Raw genomic sequence first — 20478 nt, forward strand, 5'->3', positions numbered from 1 at the left:
CGTGGCGGGCACGGTTGACACGCCACCGGCAACGTGTACGCACTCCGGCAATCGGCCGTACAGTCTGTGCCTGTGTATCCGACCGTGGCGGAGGTGCTGGCACTGCCGGTGATCCGGCACGGCGGCCCGCGGGTCGCGGCCGGGTCGGCGGGGCTGGACCGCAGGGTGCGCTGGGCGCACGTGGCCGAGCCTGCCGATATCGCGCGGCTGCTCAGGGGCGGCGAGCTGGTGCTGACCACCGGTATCGCCCTCCCGGACGATGACGCGGCGCTGACCAGGTACGTGGACGAGCTGGCCGAGGTCGGGGTGGCCGGCCTGATCGTGGAGCTGGTGCGGCACTGGCACGAGACCCTGCCGGACGCGCTGGTCACGGCCGCCGAACGGCATGGGCTCCCGCTGGTCACCCTGTCCAGGGAGACCCGCTACGTGGCGGTCACCGAGACCGTCAACGGGCTTATCGTGGATGCCCAGGTGGCCGAGCTGCGCGCGGCCGAGCAGGTACATCAGACCTTCACCGCGCTCACCGTGTCCGGCGCCGAACCGGCCGCGGTGCTGCGTGAGGTCGCCCGGATCACCGAGCAGCCGGTGGTGCTGGAGACGCTCGCCCACCAGGTGATCGCCTACGACGCGGCGGGCACCGACCCTGCCGAGCTGCTGGCCGACTGGGTTCGGCGCTCCCGGACCACCCGGCTCGGCGAGCGAACCGGCTACCACGCCGACGCGGGCTGGCTGGTCACCATCGTCGGGGCACGCGGGCACGACTGGGGCAGGCTGGTGATCGTCTCCGCGGAGCAGCCGCCGCACCGGCATGTGGTGGTCGCCGAGCGCGCGGCCTCCGCGCTGGCGGTGTACCAACTGCTCGCCAGGGAGGGCGACAGCCTGGAACGGCAGGCGCACCGCGCGGTGCTGGTCGAGTTGCTCGCCTCCCCCACCCCGCCGGCCGAGCTGGTGGCGCGCGCCGCGGCGCTGGGCGTCCCGCTCACCGGCAGGCAGCTCGTCGGCGCGGCGATCCGGCCCCGGATCGGCGCGCACACGCACACCGGGCAGCGCGCCTCCCTGCAACCCGCGCTGCGCGAACTCGCCGAGGTCACGGCGCTGGCCGCGCGGCGAGCGAAGGTGTCCGCGCTGGTCGCCGTCACCGAGGCCGCCGACGCGGCGAGTACACCGGACGCGAGCGTGCGCGCGCTGCTGTCGCTGTCCGAGGATGCCGACGCCGACGCGGTGGCCGACCGGCTGGCCACCGAGATCCACCAGGCCCGCGGCACGGTACCCGCGGTGATCGCGGCGGGCACCACGGTCACCGGCGCCGGCGAGGCGGGCCGCAGCCTCACCGAGGCCGCACACGTGGCCGCCGCGGTGGAACCGGCGGACACCGGCGAGGAGTCCCGCGGGGTGCACCGGCTGGCGGACGTCCGGCTGCGCGGGCTGTTGCACCTGCTGGCCGAGGACGAACGGGTCGCCGCCTTCGCCACCCGCGAGCTGGGTGCGCTGCTGGAGCGGGACGCGGCCGCCGGCAGCAGGCTGGTGCAGGCGTTGCGGCACTTCTGCGCGCACGGCGGCAACAAGACCGCGGCCGCGGCGGCGGCGCATACCTCGCGCACCGCCTACTACCAGCAGCTGGCCCGGATCGAGCAGGTACTCGGGGTACCGCTGGAGGATCCGGAGTCGATGCTCTCGCTGCACGCCGCGCTGCTGGCCTACGACATCCGCAGGGCACGCGGCGACGAGAGCCAGAAGCGGTAACGCGGCAACCCGGCCATGGTGCGCAAGGCGGGTATCCGGCCGGCGACCGCGACCTTCTCCCCGGTCACACCCGCCACCTTCATCAGAAGTTTCATAATTTTTGAAACATCTGTACGGAATGAAAGGGGCCAACGAAAGGGGCCCTGGAACCCCGCTAGCACACGTCAGCCCGCCACGATCGAGCCACCCGAATCACTCGACCGAGCACACAGTGACCGACACCGAACTGCCGATATCCCCGATATGGCACTGTTCCCCATCGAGCCCCTCGCGGTCTGCGCGCTCACCCTCGCGTGCATCGGAGGGCCAAGCACCCCCGCCGGCTCCGAGTTCACCCTCACCACCGAAACCGCCGACGGCGAACGGACGTCGGTGACCCTGGAATGCCAGCCCTCCGGGGGCACCCATCCGCAACCCGGCGTCGCGTGCGGCGCGCTCGCGATGGTGTGGGGTGACTTCGACAGCCTGGACGACCACCCGACCCGGCAGGCCTGCACGCTCGAACTGGCCCCGGTCAAGGCGGAGGCGTACGGGCACTGGCGGGGCGAGCCGGTCGACTTCAGCACGACCTACTCGAACCCGTGTGTCGCGGACGCCATGTCCCGCGGCGTCTTCCAGCCCTGACAGTCGGGTGGCCCGGAGTGAGATTCACCTGGGCCACCCAACCTCGGCGCAGCGATGTCGTCCGGGATGCTCGCTAGAACACGTTGTCCCGCTCGGAAACGCGACGATGCCGGACACGGCGAGCAGCGCGAACGCGGCGAGCCCGGCGAGCAGCAGCCAGGCAACGGGATGCCCGAGGTTGAGCGTCCAGTACGTCCCGACCCGCCGGTGCACCAGCAGCGCGGGGTCACGCCTGCTGACATAGACCATGCCGGCCAGAAACCAGTTCCGGTCGTCGTCGCGCTGCACGACACCGGCGTCCTCTTCCTCCTCGCCCCGCTCGGCGGGCAGCCGGTGGCCGGCCTGACCGACGCGGCGTTCCCAGAGCACCCAGCCCACAATCGCCGCGACCAGCGGCACGTACGCGGCGACCGCCCAGAACGTCGATGGTGGCGTTATCTCCCACAGCCGCAGGGCGGACACACCGAGCCCGAGGTTGAACGCGCCGGCCAGCAACAGGACCTGCCGGGCGATACCACGCAGGTAGATCCGGTACCGCCGGGCCGATCCGGTCGGCCGTGCGGCGTCGAGGTCGGGCCTCGCCCTGAGCGCAACCAGCGCCACCAGTGGCAGCAGCACGGTGATCGCGGCCTGGAGGAGAACGGGCTCGAACACGGTCAGCGGAGTGGTGTCCTGACGGCGACCCCCGCGATCCGCGTGCACCGGCTGACGAAGCGGTTCGGGCAGGTCACCGCCGTGAGCGGGCTGACCTTCGAGTCGGCGCCCGGCGTCGTGACCGGCTTCCTCGGGCCCAACGGCGCGGGAAAGACCACCACGATGCGGGTGATCCTCGGCCTGATCGCACCGAGCTCGGGCAGCGCGAGAATCGGCGGAAGGCGGTACGCCGAGTTGCCGCACCCGGCCGGCACGGTCGGTGCCGTACTCGACCACGCGGGTTTCCACCCGGCCCGCACGGGACGCGACCATCTGCGGGTGTACGCGCGGATGGGCGGCTACCCGGACTCCAGGGTGACCGAGGTTCTCGACCTCGCCGGGGCCACGGCCTATGCCGATCGGAGAGCTCGGGGCCTCTCGACCGGAATGCGGCAACGACTCAAACTCGCCACGGCCCTACTCGGCGACCCGGCGGTGCTGCTACTCGACGAACCCGCCAACGGGCTCGACCCTGCCGGCATCGCCTGGTTACGCGGGTTGCTGCGCGAACTCGCCGGGCAGGCGGGACTCGAGCGGCTGTTCCTGTCCCTCACCGCGACCGGGGGAGATCCGCGATGACCGCGCTGCTCAGCGCCGAGGCTCGCGGCCTGCTCAGCACGAGGACCTGGCGGTGGGGGCTGCTCGCAGCGGTGGTCACCGGCTGCTTCGTCAGCCTGCTCGCACTGGCCGGGCCGGAGAACCTGGATCCGCCACTGCCCGCGCTGGACACCGATCAGGGCACCCGGCTACTGCTCGGCATGCTCGGGCTCACCGGGTTCGTGCCCGCCATGCTCGGCACCATCGCGGTGACCTCGGAGTACCGCCACGGGACGATCACCTTCACCTACCTGTTCGCGCCCCGACGGTGGACCGTGCTGGCCGCGAAGCTCGTCGTGCACGCACTCGCCGGGGCGACCTACGGGGTTGTCGCGGGCCGCCCGCGCGGGGGCGGGCCTCGGCGCGGCCGCCGCCCTTTCCGGCACGACCCTCGGACTTCCCCCCGGTCCGGTGCTCGGGCTGCTCGCCCGGATCGCGGCGGCGCTGGCGGTCTACACCGTGCTCGGCGTCGCGCTGGGCGCGCTGTTACGTAACCAGGTAGCCGCGCTGCTGATCGTCGGCGGCTACTTCTACGCAGGCGAGACCGCACTGCTGCTGATTCCCGGCGTCAACGCCGCCTACCCGTTCATGCCCGGCGGTGCCGCGTCGGCGCTGACCGGGTTCAGCTATCTCGCCGATGCCACCGCGAGCCAAACCGGTACCGCGGCGACATCCCTGCTGCCCGCGCCGCTCGGTGCCCTCGTACTGCTCGGGTACGCCCTGCTCGCGGCCACGCTCGCCATCGCGGCACCGTTGCGGCGGGACATCGGCTGAGCACATCCCAGGCCTGGAGACCCCGGTGCGGGGTTCCGGTTGCCCGCGCCCGGCAACCGGAACCCCGCACCGCTCGTCCGGCTACGGCCGGATCCGACCCCCGGTCAGAACTACGGAGTGGTGATCCCGAGGGTGTACCCACCGGAGCCGCTGTAGGCGTGCACGACGTACCGGTAGTAGCCCGCGGTGCCGGAGTAGTTCACCTGCTCGTCCGGCCCCGGGCTGGTCGAGCGGGCGACCGTGGTCCAGGATCCGTTCCACTTCTGCAGGTACAGGTCGAAGTCCGCGCTGGACGGCCCGGCCAGGCAACCGCTGTGCGTCCCGGAGGAGTTCGACCGGTAGTACTGCCCGTTCGGCTGGTAGGCGACGCCGCCGGAGCTCAGCGATCCGGTCAGACTGTCCTCCGCGCCCGAGCAGGGGTTGTCCGGCGGGTCGGGCGGGTCGCCGGGGCCACCGTCGCCGGTGACCAGGCTGAGGCCGTAGGTCTGCAGGATCTCGTTCACCGGCTGGAAGTAGGTGGTGCCACCGGAGCTGCAGTCGCCCGAACCGCCGGAGGTCACCCCCTGCGCCTGGTTGCCCGCCAGCAGCGAACCACCGGAGTCACCGGGCTCGGCGCAGACGCTGGTGCGGATCAGGCCGCTGACGGTGCCCTGCGGGTAGCTCACCGAGGAGTTGCGGGCCTGGATCGTGCCGCAGTGCCAGCCGGTGGTGGACCCGGAGCGGCAGACCGTGGAGCCGACCGGCGCCTCCTGCGAACCGGCAACGGACACCGTGCCACCGCCATAGTCGTTCACCACGCCCCGCGGGGTCCAGTTGGAGTTGGTGGCCACCCAGGCGTAGTCGTTGCCGGGGAAGGAGGACCCGCGGAAGGTGCCCTGGGAGACCTGGTTCGACCCCGAGGTCGAGGCACCGGTGTCGCCGCAGTGACCCGCGGTCACGAAACCGCCGTTCACCGAGAAGCCGACCGAGCACCGGGTGCCGCCGCCGATGTAGTACGCGTCGCCGCCGCGCACGTCGTACAGCGGCCGCGGGGACTCGGCGGTCTCGTTGATCCGCGTCGCCTCGCCTGCCAGCCCGTGCGCGGCGGCGAACCGCTGCGCCGCGGCGGCCGTACCGGGCTTGGTGTTGATCACCACCTGGTTGGCCTCGACATCGGCATACCAACCGGTGATGGTGCGCGGGGCCCGCGCCTTGCCCGCGTCCAGCCCGGCGACCTGCGCGTCCAGGTCCGCCTTGCTGTCGTCGACGACCTTCGGCAGGGCGCCGGCGGCCCGTACCTTCGCGGCCTGCGCCGGGGTGGTCACCGCCACCACGAGCCGGTCGTCCCCGCGGGGGATCCATGCCCCGCCGAACGCCGAACCGAGTTGCTTGCGCAGCCGCTGCTCGAGCTCACCCGCGCGGTGCTCGGCCGCGAACCGAACCTTGGCCTGTCCCTCGCTCAGGCCCAGGTCCCGTTCCAGTGCGGCGAACACCTCCGCGGGCACACCCGCGACCGCGGCGTCCTCCTCCGCGGCCGCGCCGGGCGCCGCGAGCAGCACCGTGCCCGCGGTCATCGCCAGGGCGGCCACGGTCGCGATCGCCGCGCGTGGCTTCGCCAATGCTGGTAGGCGCATTGTTTCTCCTTACATGCAGGGGTGCACACGGCGGTGACGGCCGGTGATGATCACGCCACCGCCGTGGCCAGGAGAACGTACGCAGCTTCTGCCCCGATCGGGTACTACGGTTTCGGTTATATCGGCGACATGATCGTCAGTAACCCGCAGCCGATGCCCGTTCAGTGCGTCGTGGTGGCGATCGGGTCGAACGAGGGATGCTCCGCCAGCCAGCGCGGGTAGCGGGGGTTGCGCGCGATCGCGTCGGTGTAGGCCTCCCGCGCGTGCGCGGCCACGGTCTCGGCGAACTCCGCCGCGGGAGAGGTCGGCAGCCAGCCGAGCAGGTGCCGCCAGGACAGCGGCATGCCGGCCAGCGGTACCACGGCCAGGCCCGGCAGCTTCCGGAACGTCGGCTGGCACAGCACCGCGGCGTCCCCGCCCTGCGCGAGGTCGATGCAGGTGACGATGTCCACCTCGCTGAGCAGGCTCGGCGTGAACCCGGCTCGCGAGCAGGCCGCGGCGAAGCAGTCCGCGAAGCAGCCGTCCCCGGGAGTGTGCGCCCAGCGCATCCTGGCGAGGTCGGCGAGATCGACTTCGGCGCGGCCCGCGTTCGGATCGTCCTCGGACAGCACCACGAAGATCGGTTCGACGGCGATCGGCGCCCACACCAGGCCGTGCTCGGCCGGCGCGCCGGCGTCGCCGCACACGCCGATGATCGCGAAGTCGCTGCGTCCCGCCGCTACCGCCTCCGCCAGCTCGGCGGCCGACCAGGACACCTGGGTGGTGACCAGTGCGTGCGGGAACTGCTTCTCCAGCCGCCTGCTCAGCCCGGTGAGAAACGGGACGCCGACCGATCCGAGCCGGAACTGTTGGATCGTCGCGTCCGGGCCGGCACCGGCGAGCCTGCTGGCGTCGGCCTGTAGGTCCTCCACGGCGGGCAGCAGTACCCGCGCCCGCGCCAGCACCAGCTCACCGAGGGCGGTGGGCCGCGCGCCACGGCGGTCCCGTTCGAACAGCGCGCCGCCGAGCAGCACCTCGATCCGTTGCAGCTGCGCGGTCAGCGCGGGTTGCGCGACCCCCAGCGCGGTCGCCGCCTTGGACACGCTGCCGTACTCGGCGATCGCGCAGACCGTTCGTAGGTGCCGCAACTCCAGCCGCATTCCCACAAACTAGTCCGTGTTCCTCGCACACGCGACAAACTGTCCGCCCACTTCAGCAATGGTGAACAGTCTGTCAGTCCCACCGGCGCGGCCGACCCCGGAAGATTCCGTGATGGCGCAGGTTCAGCACCCCGACGGCCGGATCGAACTGGCCGACGCCACCTCGATCCACGGTAGCCGGTTCTACAACGCCGAGCTCGCCCCGGTCCCGATCGAGCGACGCACCTGGACTACCTACAACTACTTCGCGCTGTGGATGGGGATGGCGCACAACATCCCCTCGTACCTCCTCGCGTCCGGGCTGATCGCGATCGGCATGAACTGGGCGCAGGCATTCCTCACCATCACCGTCGGCAACCTGATCGTGCTGGTCCCGATGCTGCTGAACAGCCACGCCGGAACCAAGTACGGCATCCCGTTCCCGGTGTTCGCCCGCGCCTTCTACGGGATCCGCGGTGCGAACCTGGCCGCCCTGCTGCGCGGGCTCATCGCCTGCGGCTGGTTCGGCATCCAGACCTGGGTCGGCGGCAGCGCGATCTTCGTCATCCTCGGCAGGCTGATCGGCGACTCCTGGACGGGCGCGGCCGAGGTTTTCGGGCAACCATGGACGATGTGGCTGGGTTTCCTGCTGTTCTGGGCCTTCCAGATGGTGATCATCTGGCGCGGCATGGACGCGGTGCGGCGGTTCGAGAACTGGACCGCACCGCTGGTGACGGTGGGCTTCCTGATCCTGCTCGCCTGGGTGCTGGTCAAGGCGGGCGGGCTCGGCCCGATCTTCTCCCAGCCCTCGCAGCTGGGCTGGGGCGCCGACTTCTGGAAGGTGTTCGCCCCCTCGCTGATGGGCATGATCGCGTTCTGGGCCACGCTGTCGCTGAACATGCCGGACTTCACCCGGTTCGGCTCCAGCCAGCGCAAGCAGGCTTGGGGCCAGGTACTCGGCCTGCCGACCACGATGTCCTTCATGGCCATCGTGTCGATCATGGTCACCTCCGGCGGGATCGTCATCTACGGCGAGGCGATCTGGGACCCGGTGGAACTGGCCAGCCGCTTCGACTCGCCGGTGGTCGTGGTGCTCTCGCTGCTCATGCTCGGGCTGGCCACCGTGTCGGCGAACCTCGCGGCGAACGTGGTGAGCCCGTCCTACGACTTCTCCAACGCCTTCCCGAAACGGATCAGCTTCCGGGTAGGCGGGCTGATCACCGGCGTGATCGGAATCGCGATCCAGCCGTGGCGACTGATCTCCGATCCGAACATCTACATCTTCGCCTGGCTCAACTTCTACGGCGGCGTGCTGGCGGCGGTGGCCGGGGTCCTGGTCGCCGGCTACTGGGTGCACACCCGCACCAGGCTGGAGCTGGCCGAGCTGTTCACCGAGCGTGGCCGGTACTGGTTCCGCGGCGGCTGGAACTGGCGGGCTCTGGTCGCCTCGGCCGTCGGTGCGGTGCTGGCCGTCGGCGGAGCGTACTCCGAGCCGGGTGCGGGCCCGTTCCCCGCGGACGGCCTGATCCCGGTGTTGCGGATCTTCTACGACTACAGCTGGGTGGCCGGCCTCGCCGCCGCGTTCGTCGTCTACCTGCTCCTGTCCGCCGGCCGGAGCGGGTCCGTACCCACCACCGAGCACAGCAACAAGGAGGGCACAAGTGACCGACCTCGTGAGAGCCGGACTGATCCAGCAGCGGTGGACGGGTGACAAGGATTCCATGATCGCCCGTGCGGTCGAGGCGATCGGCACGGCCGCGTCCCAGGGGGCGCGGGTGGTCTGCCTGCAGGAGCTGTTCTACGGCCCGTACTTCTGCCAGGTACAGGAGACCGACTACTACTCCTACACCGAGCAGATCCCGGAAGGGCCGACCACCAGGCTGATGCAGGAGGTCGCGCGGCGACACGAGGTCGTGCTGGTGGTCCCGATGTACGAGGTGGAGCAGCCGGGGATCTACTACAACACCGCGGCCGTCATCGACGCCGACGGCCGCTACCTCGGCAAGCACCGCAAGAACCACATCCCGCAGCTGAAAGGGTTCTGGGAGAAGTTCTATTTCCGGCCGGGCAACCTGGGGTACCCGGTCTTCGACACCGCGGTCGGCCGGATCGGCGTCTACATCTGCTACGAGCGGCACTTCCCTGAGGGCTGGCGAGCCCTGGGCCTGGCCGGCGCGAAGATCGTGTTCAACCCGTCGGCCACCAGCAGGGGGCTGTCCCAGCACCTCTGGCGGCTGGAGCAGCCCGCCGCCGCGGTCGCCAACGAGTACTACGTGGGTGCCATCAACCGGGTAGGCGTGGAACCATTGGGCGACAACGACTTCTATGGCCAGTCCTACTTCGTGGACCCGCGCGGGCAGCTGGTGGGCGAGGCGGCCTCGGACACCGAGGAGGAAGTGCTGGTACGGGATCTGGATATGGCCAAGCTGGCCGAGGTACGCGACCTGTGGGCGTTCTACCGCGACCGCAGGCCGGACAGCTACGACTCGCTGACCCAGGCGTGAAGGAGGTCGCAACCATGCGAACCCTGATCAGGGGCGGCACGGTGCTCAGCGCCAGTGGTGCCGCCACGGCCGACGTGCTGGTCGAGGACGAGCGGGTGGCCGCGGTCGCCGCACCGGGCCTGTTCGGCGAGGAAGCGGTGGACACCGTGGTGGACGCGACGGGCAAGTACGTGCTGCCCGGCGGGATCGACGCGCACACCCATATGGAGATGCCCTTCGGGGGCACGTTCTCGGCGGACACCTTCGAGACCGGAACCAGGGCGGCCGCCTGGGGCGGCACCACCACGATCATCGACTTCGCCGTGCAGAAGAAAGGCACCTCCCTACTGTCCACTCTGGACACATGGCACGCGAAGGCGGACGGCGACTGCGCCGTGGACTACGGCTTCCACATGATCATCTCCGATGTCAACGACACCACCCTGAAGGAGATGGAGTCCTGCATCGGCGGTGGGGTGACCAGCTTCAAGATGTTCATGGCCTACCCTGGCGTCTTCTACTCCACCGACGGCGAGATCCTGCGCGCCATGCACAAGGCGACCGAGACCGGGTCGACGATCATGATGCACGCGGAGAACGGGATCGCCATCGACGAGCTGGTGGCCAAGGCGCTGGCCGACGGCAGGACCGACCCGGTGCAGCACGGCCTGACCAGGCCACCCGAGCTGGAGGGCGAGGCGACCTCGCGGGCGATCACCCTGGCGCAGGTCACCGGCGCGCCGCTGTACATCGTGCATCTGTCCGCCGCGCAGGCACTGGCCGCGGTGGCACAGGCACGGGACGGCGGGCAGAACGTGTTCGCCGAGACCTGCCCGCAGTACCTCTACCTTTCGATCGAGGACCTGGCGAAACCGGGATTCGAGGGTGCCAAGTATGTGGCCTCTCCCCCGTTGCGGGAACAGCACCATCAGGCCGACCTGTGGCGCGGCCTGCGCACCAACGACCTGTCCGTGGTGTCCACCGACCACTGCCCGTTCTGCTTCAAGGACCAGAAGGAGCTCGGCAGGGGCGACTTCGCCAAGATCCCGAACGGGATGCCAGGGGTCGAGCACCGGATGGACCTGCTGCATCAGGGCGTGGTCGCCGGGGAGATCTCGCTCGCGCGCTGGGTGGAGATCAGCTCGACCACCCCGGCGCGGATGTTCGGTCTGTACCCGCGCAAGGGTGTGCTGGCGCCCGGCTCGGACGCCGACATCGTGGTCTACGACCCGGCCGGGCGGCAGACGATCTCCGCACAGACCCATCACATGAACGTGGACTACTCCGCCTACGAGGGTTTCCAGCTCACCGGGAAGGTGGACACCGTGCTGTCCAGGGGCCGCATCGTCGTGGCCGGCGGCGAGTACCACGGCTCGGCCGGGCACGGCCGGTTCCTTTCCCGCGATCTCTGCCAGTATCTGAACTAGGGGGCCGACCATGGATTTCGGCGTGGTACTGCAGACCGACCCACCCGCCGACGAGGTCGTCCGGCTGATGGCGGCCGCGGAGCGCGAGGGGTTCGGGTACGGGTGGACCTTCGACTCCTGCGTGCTGTGGCAGGAACCGTTCGTCATCTACTCGCGGATACTGGCGGCCACCTCCACGATGGTGGTCGGGCCGATGGTCACCAGCCCGGGACCCCGGGACTGGTCGGTGACCGCCTCGCTGTTCGCCACGTTGAACGATATGTTCGGCAACCGCACGATCTGCGGCATCGGGCGCGGGGACTCCGCGCACCGGGTGGTCGGCAAGCCGCCGTCCACACTGGCCACCCTGCGCGAGTCGATGCACGTCATCAAGGAACTCGCCGAGGGGCGCGAGGCGATCCTCGGCGACACGCCCGTGCGCATCCCGTGGATACGGGACGGCAGGCTGGAGATGTGGATGGCGGGCTACGGCCCGAAGGCGCTGAAGCTCGTCGGCGAGCAGGCCGACGGGTTCATCCTGCAGACCGCCGACCCGGCGATCGCGCGCTGGACGATCGGCTCGGTGCGTACGGCCGCGCGGGAGGCCGGGCGCGACCCCGCCGGCATCACGATCTGCGTGGCCGCGCCGGCCTATGTCGGCACCGACCTGCCCCACCAACGCGAGCAACTGCGTTGGTTCGGCGGGATGGTCGGCAACCATGTGGCCGACCTGGTGGCGCGATACGGGGATGCCGGGACCGTGCCGCGCGAACTGACCGACTACATCGCGGGCAGGCAAGGCTACGACTACGCCCATCACGGGCGGTCCGGAAACCCCTCGACCGACTTCGTACCGGACGAGATCGTCGACCGGTTCTGCCTGCTCGGCCCGGCCGCCGCGCACCGGGAGCGGCTGGCCGAGCTGGCGGACCTCGGCGTGCACCAGTTCGCCGTGTACCTGATGCACGACCAGCGGGAGGAAACCCTCCGCGCCTACGGTAAGGAGGTCATCGCCGAACTCGCCCACTGAGCCGGGCCCGGGGGCGGTAGGGTCGACCGCCGTGGCAACGGACAAGCAACCCGATCTCGACCGTCCCAGCCCCGGCCGGGTGTACGACTTCCTCCTCGGTGGCACCAACAACTACGCCGTGGACAGGGAGTTCGCCAAGGCACAGCTCGAGGTGGCGCCCGGGATGCGGGACTTCGCCCGCGCCAACCGGGCCTTCCTCGGCCGTGCCGTGCGATACGCCATGGGAGCGGGCGTCCGCCAGTTCGTGGACCTCGGCTCCGGGTTGCCCACCCAGGGCAACGTGCACGAGGTCGCCGACGAGGTGGCGCCGGGCGAGGCTCGTGTCGTTTACGTGGACAACGAGCCCATCGCTCACGCGCACGCCCGGATCCTGCTGGAGGACACCGCCGATCCGGCCCGGCACCGGGCGCTGCACGGCGACTTCTTCGACCGGGACCGGCTGTGGCGGCAGGTGCTGGACCAGGGCGTGCTCGACCCGGACCTGCCGGTGTGCCTGCTGGCGGTGGCGCTGCTGCACTTCATGCCGCCGGAGCGGGAGCCGGAGCACGCGCTCGCGTTCTACCGCGACCAGCTCGCCCCGGGCAGCCTGCTGGTGCTCTCGCACGGCAGCGTGGCCGAGGCGGACCGGCAACGGCAGGCCGAGGCCAGGAAACTCGGCGACAACTACGCCCAGCGGACCCGCAACCCGCTGCATATCCGGGACCGTGCCGAGGTCACCGCGCTCTTCGGGGACTTCGAGCTCATCGAACCCGGGGTGGTCTGGCTGTCCGAGTGGCGGCCCGAGGACATCGAGCGGGACGCCACCCACTCCGGCGCGCTGGCCGGGGTGGCGCGCAGGCCGTGAGCGGCCCGGAAACCGCTGCCGATCGCCGCAACACGCTAGACCATCCGCCCCAATCCGGTCGATTCCAACCAGCCAAGATGCTGACATTCGGAGTATTTCCCGGAATTCGACTTGCCAGACTCGCAAGATCAACAGTAGAGTATTGCCATCTCCGGCGTGAACGCTGGGATAACTGGGGTTGAATATTCGGTTCTTCACGAACCACGAACTGGGGAGTTCCTGATGAGGAAAAAGATTCTGCTGGCGGCTGTCGCTGCGCTGGGAATGGCGCTCAGCACCGGCGCGACCGTGGCACAGGCGGACACGCAGGAAATCTCGTCGATGGACAACGCGCCGTCGGTGAACGTGTCGGTCCTTTCGGCCAACGGCCAGGCCGGCGTGCAGGCCGAGTGCTATTTCCCGGTCGTGTCGCCGGACGGCGGGGCGCTGGTGTGCTTCCAGCCCTACGGCGAGCACCTGTACATCTGCGACGCCAAGGCCGACGGGCACCACCCGGTCGCCCGCTACTACCGCAGCGACAAGTCCGGCAGGAAGGTCAAGCACTCGACCTATCCGAATCCGCAGTGCCTCGACCACAACCTGTCCATTCCGGAATCAGGATGGATCAACTACCAGGCCTGCAACTACGAGAAGAGCACCCTGCTGAGCTGCAGTGGCTACAGCGGCCGCATCTCCGCAAAGTAGCTATTAGCGAAACGTAGAACGGCCGAAACGTAGAACGGCTGAGCCTTCCACCCGGAACGTTCAGCCGTTCTACGTCTTGTTGTCGGCCGCCTTTTCCTCGCGCCATTGCTCGTCGTTCTTCCCGCGGCGCCAGTAGCCGGAAATCGACAGCAAGTCCCGGCGTACACCACGCTCGTTCAGCAGGTGCCTGCGCAACTCGCGCACGAAACCCGCCTCGCCGTGTACGAACGCCTGCACGGTTCCGTTCGGGAACTCGAGGTCGCGCACCGCGGCCACGATGTCCTCATCCGCGCAGCGGTGCAGCCAGTGCACCTGCGCCTCGCCCTTGGTCGCCAGCGCCTGCTCCTCGGCGGCGTCGGCCACCTGCACGAACACCCGTACCGGGGCGCCGGCCGGGATGGCCTCAAGCGAGGCGGCGATGGCGGGCAGCGCGGACTCGTCCCCGACCAGCAGGTGCCAGTCGGCCTCCGCGGAGGGTGCGTAGGCCCCGCCCGGCCCGAGCAGCAGCATCTCGTCCCCCGGCCGCACCCGCGCGACCCACGGCCCGGCCAACCCCTCGTCGCCGTGGTACACGAAGTCGATGGCCAGCTCACCCGCGACGCGATCGAGGTAGCGTACGGTGTATGTGCGAGCCCGCGGCCAGTGCTCGCGCGGTAGCTCCGCACGAATCACGTCCATGTCGAACGGATCGGGGTAGGTCACGCCCGGCACCGGGAAGAGCAGCTTCACATAGCAGTCGGTGAACTCGTTGCCGGGGAAGGCCGCGAGCCCTTCCCCACCGGCCACCACCCGGATCATGTGCGGCGTAACCCGTTCGGTACGCAACACCCGAAGCCGGGTCAGCGGCCGGCTCTTGCGTGCCGGTCGATCCGCCATTCGTCACTCCTCCACTACCGTCAAGCTCCAGAGCTAAGGCTAGCCTAATCGCAACTGTAACCTAAGCACCCGCATCCGGCATCCGTGGTGAAATGCTCACTCACTCGCGGTGACCAGCAAGACCGGGTTGGCCCGGGTGGCCGGCCACGGCACGGCGAACACCGCAACATCCCCGCTCACCCCTCCAGCCGGGCGAGGCGGTCGGCGACCCGGCGGGCCGAGGCACCGGGCGAGTTTGCCGCCCACGCGCACGAGTTTGCTCCCCACGCGCACGAGTTTGCTGTTGTCGTACGGTCAAGAGTCGGCACGGCGTTGTCAACCACAGGAGTACGCCGGATTGTCCGCGCTGGGCAGACGTGCCGAGGCCGTGAAACGGCGACCGTGAGGGCCGGACCGGACACACACGGAAAGGCTCATCCGGATGGTGCAGAGAATCGTGCTCGGGTTGTGGGTGCTCGCACTCGCGCTCGCGGTGCCGATCGGGTTCAACATCGGCGCGGTGCAGAGCGACAAACCGACGGACCGGTTACCCGCGGACGCGGAGTCCACGCGGGTGGCCGAGCTGGCCGCGACGGTGCCCGGCGGGGAGGGCGATCAGGCTTTCGTCGTCTACCACCGCGCGGACGGGATCACCGAGCGGGACCGGGAGCTGGCCGCCCGGCAGCAGGGCACGCTGTCCGGCCAGTACGACAGCGGCACACCACTGGTGGCCTCCGCCGACGGTACGACGCTGATGTACGGCGTCAGCAACCGGAACCCGGATGAGGACGAGCAGGTCACCGGCGAGTTCGTGGACGCGCTGCGGCAGGCGGTGGCGGGGGCACCGGAGGGCCTGACCGTCGAGGTCACCGGGCCGGCCGCGATCGGCGCCGACGTGGACGCGGTCTTCGAGGGGATCGACGAGACCCTGATGCTGGTGACCACCGTCGTAGTGGCATTGCTGCTCATCGTCACCTACCGCAGCCCGTTCCTCTGGCTGCTACCGCTGCTGGCGGTAGGCGCCTCGGCACTGCTGTCCATGGCGGCGGTGTACGGATTGGCCAGCGTCACCGGCATGACGATCTCCACCCAAAGCTTCTCGATCATGATCGTGCTGGTCTTCGGCGCGGGCACCGACTACGCCATGCTGCTGGTCGCGCGCTACCGGGAGCAGCTACCCCGGCACGCCGAGGCCACCGCCGCGATGCGCGCGGCACTGCGCGGAGTCGGGCCTGCGATCCTCGCGGCCGGCGGCACCGTCGTCCTCGGCCTGCTGTGCATGCTCGCGGCAAGGATGAACGACATCTCCGGACTCGGCCTGGTCGGCGCGATCGGCATCGTCTGCACCCTGGTCGCCATGCTCACCCTGCTGCCGGCCCTGCTGCTGGTCGCGGGGCGGAAGGTCTTCTGGCCGCGGGTGCCCCGGTTCGGCGCCGTCCCGGCGGCGGGCGGCCGAATCTGGGGCCGGGCGGGCAGGGTGCTGCTGGCCCGCCCCGCGCGCTCGGCGGCCGGCAGTGCGATCGCGCTCGGCGCGCTGGCACTCGGCGTGCTCACCATGGGCGGTGAGCTCGGGGAGACTGATCAGTTCACCACCACGCCCGAATCGGTACGCGGTTACGCCACCCTCGGTTCCGCCTACCCCGAGCAGGGCGGCCGGTCGCTCACCGTGGCCGCCCCCGCGGAGCAGGCCGACCGGGTGGCCGCGGTGGCCGGGTCCGTGCCGGGGGTATCGGCCGTGCGGCCGGACCGCTCCGGCCCGGAGTGGACACTGCTCGAGGTGCGGCCCACCGCCGCACCGGACAGCCCCGCCGAGGAGGACACCGTCCGTGACCTGCGCGCGGCACTGGGCGCCGACGGCCTCGACGGGCTCGTCGGCGGGCCGGGTGCGGAACGGATCGACACCACGGATGCGTCCGCACGGGACAACTGGGTGGTCCTGCCGCTGGCCCTGATCGTCGTGCTGCTCGTGCTCGTGGGGTTGCTGCGTGCGGTGCTGGCGCCGCTGATGATCGTCGGCACCGTGCTGCTGTGCTTCGCGTCCGCGCTCGGTCTCGGCGCGCTCGCCTTCGACCTCGTGTTCGGCTTCGCCGGAACCGCGGCCAACCTGCCCGCGCTCGGTTTCGTGTTCGGGATCGCGCTCGGCATCGACTACTCGATCTTCCTGGTGTCCAGGGTCCGGGGTGACCTGCCACGGCTGGGCACCGCGGCGGCCGCGCACCGGGCTGTGGTCGTCACCGGCCCGGTCATCGCCTCCGCGGGGGTCGTGCTCGCGGCCACCTTCGCGGTGCTGATGACCATGCCCTTCGTGTCGATCTTCGAGATCGGGTTCGTGGTGGCGGTCGGGGTGCTGTTGCAGACCCTGGTGGTGCAACCGTCCCTGGTGGCACCGCTGCTGGTGCTCGGTCGTCGCTGGATGTGGTGGCCGGGCGGCCGGGAACCCGCCGAACCATTACCCGAGGCCCGCCAACCGGAGCAGCCGGAGAGGATAGCCCCGTGACGAGGTCCGCCACCGGTCGGCACCGGCTCGGCATCACCCGCGCCGACCTGGTGCTGACCGGCGCCCTGCTGGCGCTCACGCTGCTGACCGGCGCGCTCACCCCGTTCGACTGGTTCGGGTCCCGGCCGCTGGACCCGCTGGGCGTCGGCCTGCTCGTACTCATCGTGCTACCGGTGCTGGTGCGCCGCAGCTTCCCGCTGACCGCCCTGGGCGCGAGCATGGTGGCGCATGCCGGGTACCACCCGCTGGACTACCCGCACGAGGTCACCCTGCCCAGCCTGATGGTGCTGATCTACACGGTCTCGGTGACCGGCTCCCGGCACCGGCTGTGGCTCGCGCCGGTCCTGACGGTGCTGCTGGTCACCATCGCGGTGTTCCAGGACGACCCGCCCGGCATCTACGTGACCGTCCCGCTCGGCTGGTTGCTGCTCGCCGCCGTGCTCGGCGAGGCCATCCGGCTGCACCGCGCCTACCTCGGCTCGATCACCGAGCGGGCGGAACGGGCCGAGCACACCAGGGAGGAGGAGGCCGCGCGGCGAGTGGCCGAGGAGCGCCTGCGGATCGCCCGCGACCTGCACGACGCGCTGGCGCACCGGATCGTGGTGATCAACGCGCACGCCGGGGTGGCCGTCCACCTGCTGGCCGAGCACGAGGGTGATGCCGTGGCAGGCGAGATCGCCGAACCGCTGCGTACCGTCGCCACGGCGAGCAGCGGGGCACTCGCCGAACTGCGCACCACGCTGGACGTGTTGCGGGGCACCGACGGCACGGATGGCACCGAGCGTCAGCCGACGCCGGGCCTCGACCAGCTTCCCTCGTTGGCCGAGGCCACCGGGGCCGCCGGGGTGCCGGTGGCCAGGAGAGTGGAGGGCGAGCCCCGGCCGCTCGGGCAGGGCGTGGAGATCACCCTGTACCGGATCGCGCAGGAGGCACTCACCAATGTGGTCAAGCATTCCGGGGCCGGCGCGGCCACCCTGCTGCTGTGCTACCGCCCGGGCGAGGTGCGGCTGGAGGTACGCGACGACGGAACCGGGATGTCCGGGGAGGGCGAACGGGGCGGCTACGGCATCATCGGGATGACCGAGCGGGCGGCCGCGCTCGGCGGCACCCTCACCGCCGGTCCGACCCCCGGCGGTTTCACCGTCGAAGCCGTCCTGCCCGCGCCGAGCGCGGAGGACGACAGATGACGATCCGGGTACTGCTCGCCGATGACCAGGCACTGGTGCGCAGCGCCTTCGCCCTGCTGATCCGCTCGGCACCGGATATGACGGTGGTCGGCGAGGCCGACGAGGGGGACCAGGCGCACGAACTGGTCCGCGGCGCGCATCCGGACGTGGTGGTGATGGACATCCGGATGCCGGGGGTGGACGGGATCGAGGCCACCGACCGGATCGCCCGCGACGAGGACCTCGCCGGCGTGCGGGTGTTGATCCTGACCACCTTCGAGAGCGACGAGAACGTGCTGGCCGCGATCCGCACGGTGGCCGCCGGGGACGCGCTGCTGTCCCCCGGCGCCACCCGCTCGCTGATCACCAGGGTCCTGCGCACCCCCGACCCCGCCGTGGCGTCCGCGGCCTCGCTCCAGGAACTCACCGGCCGGGAACGCGAGGTGCTCACCCTGATCGGCCGGGGCCTGAACAACGCCGAGCTCGCCGAGGCCCTGGTGATCAGCCCGTTGACCGCGAAAACCTACGTCAGCAGGCTGCTCACCAAGCTGGACGCCCGGGACCGGGCGCAGCTCGTGATCGCCGCCTACGAGTCCGGCCTCGTGCAGACTGGTTGACCGTACGTCAACAGCCAACTCGGTTACGCAGGCGGCCAACACGCCTACGTGGACGGCCAACACGCCGGCCCCGGCGTGTTGGCTGCTCATGTACGCGAGTTTGCCGCTCATGTACGCGAGTTTGCTGCTCACGTAGGCGAGTTTGCCGTTGGCGGGCGGTCAGGAGTCCGGTGCGGTCTCGGCCTCGCGGAGTTGCTGCAACAGGCCCATGGCGTCCTGGTCGGCGAGGGCCTCGACGATCCGGCCGCCCGCGATGCGGTAGATCCGGATCGCGGTGAAGGTCACCGGACGCTGGGTCGGTTCGGCACCGAGGAACTCGCCACGGTGCGTGCCGTGTAGCCGCAGGCGGGCCACCACCCGGTCCTGGCCCGCGACCAGCTCCTCGATATCCACTCGCAGGTCGGGGAAGGCGTCCGTCAACACCTGGTGCAGGGCCAGCGCGTCGGCCCGGGTCTCCTCGGCCCACAACCGCGGTAGCAGCTCCACCTTCCCCGCGTTCCACACCTGCTCGATCAGGCGGACCACCAGGTCCTTGTTCGCGCGTTCCGACACGCCTCAGCCGACCAACCTGCGCACCACGCCGTCGGCGAGCAAGCGGCCCCGCCCGGTCAGCACCGCCCGGCCCCGTTGGTCCAGCGCGGAGCGCTCCAACAGTCCCTCGGCGGCCGCGGCCCGTACCGAGCGCAGCCCGGCCTCGTCCAGGGCCTCCACCGGCAGCCCTTCGGCGAGCCGGAGCTCCAGCATCACCCGCTCGAGGTGCCGGTCCTGCGCGGTCAGTACCTCGTGCCCGGCCACCGGCAGCTCCCCGGCAGCCAGCCGCGCCGCGTACCGGGCGGGGTGCTTGACGTTCCACCAGCGCACCCCGCCGACGTGACCGTGCGCGCCGGGGCCGGCACCCCACCAGTCCCCGCCGAGCCAGTAGCCCAGGTTGTGCCGGCACCTGGCCCGCGCCGACGCCGCCCAGTTGGACACTTCGTACCAGTGCAGCCCCGCGCCGGCCAGTGCCGCGTCCAGCAGCTCGTAACGCCGCGCCAGCACGTCGTCGTCGGGGGCGGGCAACTCGCCCCTGCGCACCCGCCGGGCCAGGGCCGTGCCCTCCTCCACGATCAGCGCGTACGCCGAGACGTGATCCACCCCGGCCGCCAGCACGGCGTCCAACGAGGCCCGCAGGTCCTCCTCCCGCTCCCCCGGCGTTCCGTAGATCAGGTCCAGGTTGACGTGCGCGAACCCGGCGGCCCGGGCCTCGCGTGCCGCCTCGACGGGACGACCTGGGGTGTGCACCCGGTCCAGCACCCGCAGTACATGCGGGGCGGCCGACTGCATCCCGAGCGAGACGCGGGTGTATCCGGCCTCCCGGATGCCGGTGAAGAACTCCGGCGAGGTGGACTCCGGGTTCGACTCGGTGGTCACCTCGGCGCCGTCGGCCAGCCCGAAGCTGGCGCGCACCGCGTCCAGCACCGAGGCGAGCCCGCCCGCGCCGAGCAGTGAGGGTGTGCCGCCACCGACGAACACGGTGTCCGCGCGGGGCGGCCCGCCCAGCCGGGCGGCCGCGAGGTCGAGTTCGCGGCGCAAGGCCTCCAGCCACGACCCCGGCGAGGACGAGGAACCGAGTTCCCCCGCGGTGTAGGTGTTGAAGTCACAGTAACCACAGCGGGTCGCGCAGAACGGGACGTGCACGTACACCCCGAACGGCCGCGTGCCCACCCCCTCGAGCGCCTCCTCCGACAACACCTC

General features: G+C 70.7%; 19 protein-coding genes and 1 pseudogene. 14 read left to right on the forward strand and 6 right to left on the reverse strand.

The window, feature by feature from the left end:
* Window positions 1–72 precede the first annotated feature (72 nt).
* Both FB471_RS31140 and FB471_RS31145 read left to right on the forward strand, forming a co-directional pair.
* Window positions 73–1743 carry a PucR family transcriptional regulator gene (locus FB471_RS31140; protein WP_142003404.1) on the forward strand — a complete coding sequence of 557 codons (1671 nt, stop codon included), beginning with the start codon at window positions 73–75 and terminating at the stop codon, window positions 1741–1743.
* A 243-nt stretch (window positions 1744–1986) separates the two neighbouring features.
* Complete coding sequence (locus FB471_RS31145) at window positions 1987–2367, forward strand: SSI family serine proteinase inhibitor (protein WP_142003405.1); 381 nt, start codon at window positions 1987–1989, stop codon at window positions 2365–2367.
* Window positions 2368–2391: 24 nt separating this feature from the next.
* Here FB471_RS31145 and FB471_RS35405 read toward each other — a convergent pair whose 3' ends face one another.
* Window positions 2392–3021, reverse strand: coding sequence for a DUF5808 domain-containing protein (locus tag FB471_RS35405; RefSeq protein ID WP_246076811.1), 630 nt, complete (start codon window positions 3019–3021; stop codon window positions 2392–2394).
* 18 nt (window positions 3022–3039) lie between these two features.
* On the opposite strand from FB471_RS35405, the pseudogene FB471_RS35410 reads away from it, so the two are divergent.
* The 3 genes and pseudogenes from FB471_RS35410 to FB471_RS34670 all read left to right on the forward strand — a co-directional run.
* Window positions 3040–3582, forward strand: a pseudogene (locus FB471_RS35410) (ABC transporter ATP-binding protein); the annotation flags it as partial.
* Window positions 3583–3635: 53 nt separating this feature from the next.
* A complete protein-coding gene (locus FB471_RS34665; RefSeq protein ID WP_211358297.1) occupies window positions 3636–4151 on the forward strand; it encodes a hypothetical protein in 516 nt (171 codons plus the stop codon).
* Window positions 4069–4431, forward strand: coding sequence for a hypothetical protein (locus FB471_RS34670; RefSeq protein WP_211358298.1), 363 nt, complete (start codon window positions 4069–4071; stop codon window positions 4429–4431). Before FB471_RS34665 ends, FB471_RS34670 begins: the two co-directional genes overlap by 83 nt.
* Window positions 4432–4541: 110 nt before the next feature.
* On the opposite strand, the gene FB471_RS31160 is transcribed toward FB471_RS34670, so the two are convergent.
* Window positions 4542–6044, reverse strand: a complete 1503-nt coding sequence (locus FB471_RS31160) for a S1 family peptidase (RefSeq protein WP_246076812.1) — start codon at window positions 6042–6044, stop codon at window positions 4542–4544.
* 161 nt (window positions 6045–6205) lie between these two features.
* A complete protein-coding gene (locus tag FB471_RS31165) occupies window positions 6206–7183 on the reverse strand; it encodes a LysR family transcriptional regulator (RefSeq protein ID WP_142003407.1) in 978 nt (325 codons plus the stop codon).
* A gap of 112 nt (window positions 7184–7295) precedes the next feature.
* Between FB471_RS31165 and FB471_RS31170 the strand changes: the two genes are divergently transcribed.
* The 6 genes from FB471_RS31170 (at window position 7296) to FB471_RS31195 (ending at window position 13609) form a co-directional block, all read left to right on the forward strand.
* Window positions 7296–8873 carry an NCS1 family nucleobase:cation symporter-1 gene (locus FB471_RS31170; RefSeq protein ID WP_142003408.1) on the forward strand — a complete coding sequence of 526 codons (1578 nt, stop codon included), beginning with the start codon at window positions 7296–7298 and terminating at the stop codon, window positions 8871–8873.
* Window positions 8824–9666 (forward strand): nitrilase-related carbon-nitrogen hydrolase, encoded by an 843-nt coding sequence (locus FB471_RS31175; RefSeq protein ID WP_142003409.1) that lies wholly within the window; start codon window positions 8824–8826, stop codon window positions 9664–9666. Before FB471_RS31170 ends, FB471_RS31175 begins: the two co-directional genes overlap by 50 nt.
* A 14-nt stretch (window positions 9667–9680) precedes the next feature.
* Complete coding sequence (hydA, locus tag FB471_RS31180; RefSeq protein WP_142003410.1) at window positions 9681–11072, forward strand: dihydropyrimidinase; 1392 nt, start codon at window positions 9681–9683, stop codon at window positions 11070–11072.
* A 10-nt stretch (window positions 11073–11082) separates the two neighbouring features.
* The gene (locus tag FB471_RS31185) at window positions 11083–12081 is read left to right on the forward strand and encodes a TIGR03842 family LLM class F420-dependent oxidoreductase (RefSeq protein WP_142003411.1); all 999 of its coding nucleotides are present in this window, start codon (window positions 11083–11085) and stop codon (window positions 12079–12081) included.
* 31 nt (window positions 12082–12112) lie between these two features.
* On the forward strand, window positions 12113–12925 hold the full coding sequence (locus FB471_RS31190) for an SAM-dependent methyltransferase (protein WP_142003412.1): 813 nt from the start codon (window positions 12113–12115) through the stop codon (window positions 12923–12925).
* 222 nt (window positions 12926–13147) lie between these two features.
* A complete protein-coding gene (locus FB471_RS31195; protein WP_211358299.1) occupies window positions 13148–13609 on the forward strand; it encodes a hypothetical protein in 462 nt (153 codons plus the stop codon).
* 69 nt (window positions 13610–13678) lie between these two features.
* Here the strand turns inward: FB471_RS31195 and FB471_RS31200 are convergent, their stop codons facing one another.
* On the reverse strand, window positions 13679–14485 hold the full coding sequence (locus FB471_RS31200) for a siderophore-interacting protein (protein ID WP_142003413.1): 807 nt from the start codon (window positions 14483–14485) through the stop codon (window positions 13679–13681).
* A 421-nt stretch (window positions 14486–14906) separates the two neighbouring features.
* On the opposite strand from FB471_RS31200, the gene FB471_RS31205 reads away from it, so the two are divergent.
* From FB471_RS31205 to FB471_RS31215, 3 genes are read left to right on the forward strand one after another with little or no spacing between them, the layout of a single operon-like run.
* Window positions 14907–16961, forward strand: a complete 2055-nt coding sequence (locus FB471_RS31205; RefSeq protein ID WP_142003414.1) for an MMPL family transporter — start codon at window positions 14907–14909, stop codon at window positions 16959–16961.
* Window positions 16958–18148 carry a sensor histidine kinase gene (locus FB471_RS31210; RefSeq protein ID WP_142003415.1) on the forward strand — a complete coding sequence of 397 codons (1191 nt, stop codon included), beginning with the start codon at window positions 16958–16960 and terminating at the stop codon, window positions 18146–18148. The genes FB471_RS31205 and FB471_RS31210 overlap by 4 nt, the downstream gene beginning before the upstream one ends.
* Window positions 18145–18744 carry a response regulator transcription factor gene (locus FB471_RS31215; RefSeq protein ID WP_142003416.1) on the forward strand — a complete coding sequence of 200 codons (600 nt, stop codon included), beginning with the start codon at window positions 18145–18147 and terminating at the stop codon, window positions 18742–18744. The genes FB471_RS31210 and FB471_RS31215 overlap by 4 nt, the downstream gene beginning before the upstream one ends.
* Before the next feature lie 159 nt (window positions 18745–18903).
* Here the strand turns inward: FB471_RS31215 and FB471_RS31220 are convergent, their stop codons facing one another.
* Together FB471_RS31220 and hemW are read right to left on the reverse strand one after the other, a co-directional pair.
* Window positions 18904–19296 carry an ester cyclase gene (locus FB471_RS31220; protein WP_142003417.1) on the reverse strand — a complete coding sequence of 131 codons (393 nt, stop codon included), beginning with the start codon at window positions 19294–19296 and terminating at the stop codon, window positions 18904–18906.
* Between the two features lie 3 nt (window positions 19297–19299).
* Complete coding sequence (gene hemW / locus FB471_RS31225) at window positions 19300–20475, reverse strand: radical SAM family heme chaperone HemW (RefSeq protein ID WP_142003418.1); 1176 nt, start codon at window positions 20473–20475, stop codon at window positions 19300–19302.
* Between the last annotated feature and the right edge of the window lie 3 nt (window positions 20476–20478).

Source organism: Amycolatopsis cihanbeyliensis (genome assembly GCF_006715045.1).
In the GTDB taxonomy this organism is placed as follows: domain Bacteria; phylum Actinomycetota; class Actinomycetes; order Mycobacteriales; family Pseudonocardiaceae; genus Amycolatopsis; species Amycolatopsis cihanbeyliensis.